The 3,179-nt window shown below is 30.8% G+C and carries 3 protein-coding genes and 1 pseudogene; 1 reads left to right on the forward strand and 3 read right to left on the reverse strand.

Annotation, left to right across the window (positions count from 1 at the left end):
• Window positions 1–31: 31 nt before the first annotated feature.
• Window positions 32–1,443, forward strand: a protein-coding gene (locus DES33_RS08050; protein WP_110058645.1) for an IS3 family transposase whose coding sequence is annotated in 2 segments (ribosomal slippage) — window positions 32–553 and window positions 556–1,443 — 1,410 coding nt in all. Because the reading frame shifts where the segments join, the coding sequence is not laid out codon by codon here.
• Between the two features lie 116 nt (window positions 1,444–1,559).
• On the opposite strand, the gene DES33_RS08055 is transcribed toward DES33_RS08050, so the two are convergent.
• From DES33_RS08055 to DES33_RS09830, 3 genes and pseudogenes are all read right to left on the reverse strand, one after another.
• Window positions 1,560–1,904 carry a hypothetical protein gene (locus DES33_RS08055; RefSeq protein ID WP_110058646.1) on the reverse strand — a complete coding sequence of 115 codons (345 nt, stop codon included), beginning with the start codon at window positions 1,902–1,904 and terminating at the stop codon, window positions 1,560–1,562.
• A gap of 64 nt (window positions 1,905–1,968) precedes the next feature.
• A complete protein-coding gene (locus DES33_RS08060) occupies window positions 1,969–2,658 on the reverse strand; it encodes a ferric reductase-like transmembrane domain-containing protein (protein WP_110058647.1) in 690 nt (229 codons plus the stop codon).
• Window positions 2,655–3,179 (reverse strand): annotated as a pseudogene (locus tag DES33_RS09830) (FMN-binding protein); the annotation flags it as partial. The gene DES33_RS08060 and the pseudogene DES33_RS09830, both read right to left, overlap by 4 nt.

Below are 3,179 nucleotides of genomic sequence, written 5' to 3' on the forward strand. Positions count from 1 at the left end.
ACGACCTCTATCTATACAATTATTATCCCATATGAAAGTGGGATTGAGAATAAAAAGTAGTATTTATTACTACAACTACATTATACGAGGAGGATATAAATATTTAGCTGCTAAATATGGGATCAGTGATCATTCAGTAGTTAGAAGATGGGTTAACTCATTTAAATCACAAGGATATGAAGGCTTAAAAATTTCTAGAAAAAATAATAGTTACTCTTTCGAATTTAAGAAAAATATAGTAAAGTTGTACTTAACAGGAGAAATGTCCTATCAAGAACTTTCTAATCAATTTAAGATTAATAATCCAGCAATCATTACTAGATGGGTAATTGATTTTAGAAATCAAGGACTTGATGGACTTAGACCAAAAAAGAGAGGAAGACCTTCAAGTATGACTAAAGATAAAAATAAAAATAAAGAACAAGTAAAGAAAGAATATTCTAAGGAAGAAATAGATGAAATTGCTGAACTTAAAGATAAGCTTTACTGGGCACAAATGGAAATAGATTTTCTAAAAAAAAAGATGGAATTAGAAGACGAGGAAGATCAGAAAATGAGAGAATGGCTAGAATAATTGACTCATTAAGAGAAAAATATCTATTAAAAGATTTGCTTAGCTATTTAAAATTCCCTAAGTCAACGTACATGTATTGGAAAAAAAGATTTGACAGAAAAAATAAAGATGAAGCCCTTGAGAATCAAATCAAGAAAATAAGAAAAGATAATCCAAACTATGGATACAGAAGAATACATGCCATATTCAAAAGACTTGGTATTGTAATAAACAAGAAAAAAGTTCAAAGACTGATACAGAAGCTTAAACTTCAAGTAACAAACTTTTCACGTAAATCAAGAAAATATTGCTCATACAAAGGAACAGTGGGTAAAGTAGCACCAAATAGGATAAAAAGAAGGTTTAACACTTCTGTAGTACATCAAAAAATCACAACAGATACAAGTGAATTCAAATACTATGAAACAGATAAGTCTGGGAATATGCAAGTAAAAAAACTTTACTTAAATCCTTTCTTAGATATGTTTAATGGAGAAATCATTAGCTATTCAATAACAACTTCACCATCATTAGAGGCAATAATAACGCCTCTTGAAGAAGCGATAGAAAAGACTTCAGACTGCAAATATAAAAGAATCTTTCATTCGGATCGAGGCTGGGCATATCAATTAAAACAATATACTAATAGGTTAGAAAGCGATGGAATTTTGCAGAGTATGTCAAGAAAAGGAAATTGCTTAGATAATTCCCCTATGGAAAATTTCTTTGGGATATTAAAACAAGAAATTTACTATGGTAGAACGTTTAAATCATTTAACGAACTAAAAAAGACAATAGAAGAATATATAAAATATTACAATGAAGATAGAATAAAAGAAAAACTTGGATATTTAAGTCCAGTTGAATATAGGAAATTGAATGCAGCTTAACTGCGATTTCCCCTAGGGGAAATATGAGGACAAAAAACAGAGACAAATATTTCTAAATGTCTCTGGTATAAAGTCCAACTTTTTGGGGTCACCTTAAATTGTTGGTGGCCGTTGTTTTAGTAATTCAATTTTGTTTGTTTTTTGCGTTGTTTTAAGATATTTCTAATGGTTATTATTACGCTAATACCCATCAATACTAATGCCAATAACCATCCGTATAAGCAGAAATTCACAAGCATTGTGTCATCTCCACCCATTCCATCGTGTAGCAAAGTTATTGTGAAGTTCATGCTCAGCATTGCAAATGATATTGCTATTTGAAATACACTTGTTACGATTCCTAGCAAATGATCGTCTTTGCGTTTTAATGATAAGTAGATACCGAAAACGCTGAGGATTAAAAATATCGCTGTGACTACAGCATAATTTCTCGTAATTTCGTAAATTTCTTGTTCTGACATGATATATGTTCCTTTCTTATTTGATAGTTACATTATATCATAATTATTATACAAACAAACTAAATTATCTCTGTTTTTGTGATTTTTTCTTCTTGTAAAATGATTTTCTGAGTCTCAATATCACATAACTCACAAAAATAATCGTATATATGATTACTCCAGAGATGTGTGCTTTCCAATCATTTGAATAAAGCACCATTACATGCACATAAATTCCAATGAAAAAAGGATACGCCATTCTTTGAAGTTTCTTCCAATTCTTTGCGTTCATCTTTCTTCGAACTGATTTGAATGATGTCACAAAAAGTGGAATCAGCATCAACAATAAAAATATTGTTATTATTGATGCGATTAGTTCTCTTTTTGGCAAGGATGAAGGATTTGTGAATAGCACTGGAAAATAGTGTATTCCAAATATTATGTTGTGGCTTATAACCAGCAAACTTCCTATGATAGACATTTCTCCACGAATGTTCATCAGTTTTTTCGTAAAATCATTGTGTTTTGTAACAGTCCCTAAGAACATTACTATCATGAATGTTGCCGTTGCAAATATTCCTCTAGCGAATATTTTCATGAAATAATCGTTGAACCAAGTTGGCAAATATCTGTAGTAATCCATGTTGTAATAACACACAACTAGTCCCGTCCACGCATACATTCCTACATAATATGCTACTGGATGTTTTTTTATCGATTGGGCTGTTAAGCTATAAAAAATTATAGTGAAAAGTATTCCTACTATTAAAGTCATCTAATCTCCTCCTTCAAGTTTTCCAAATTCTTTTGTTTTTCATCTTGTGTTTTAGTGTCGATATTCAAATCAGTTTTATCGTTGTTTTTTTCATTTTTTGGTTGAGATTTTTCTGACTTTTTATCAATAGAATTCTCGTCAGGTTCTTTTTCATTGTCTTTTTCTTCTACAACAGGTTTCTCGATTTTGATAAACACATAAGATTTTGATATTTCTTGTGTTTTTCTAAGTTTAAATATTATGTTAACTCTAAATTGTCCTACTTTTGTATAATCAGGTTCTTTTTCAAGTGTTACTTCTACCGATCCATCTTGTGGGATGTTGGAGAATTTCGCTTTGAAATCTTCTATGGTCGGTTTTGTTCCGTTGACTATTATTGGCTGTGCTCCATTTCTTTGCGGTGTGAATTTTTCTCCGTTATCTATATCGTCGTCATCTGATATTCCGTCACGGTCTTTGTCACGATACAACCAATATGTCAATGTTCTCACTAATATTTTGCCATTTTTTTCGGCTTTTAA

The organism is Finegoldia magna, from assembly GCF_003182075.1.
GTDB classification, from domain to species: Bacteria; Bacillota; Clostridia; order Tissierellales; family Peptoniphilaceae; genus Finegoldia; species Finegoldia magna.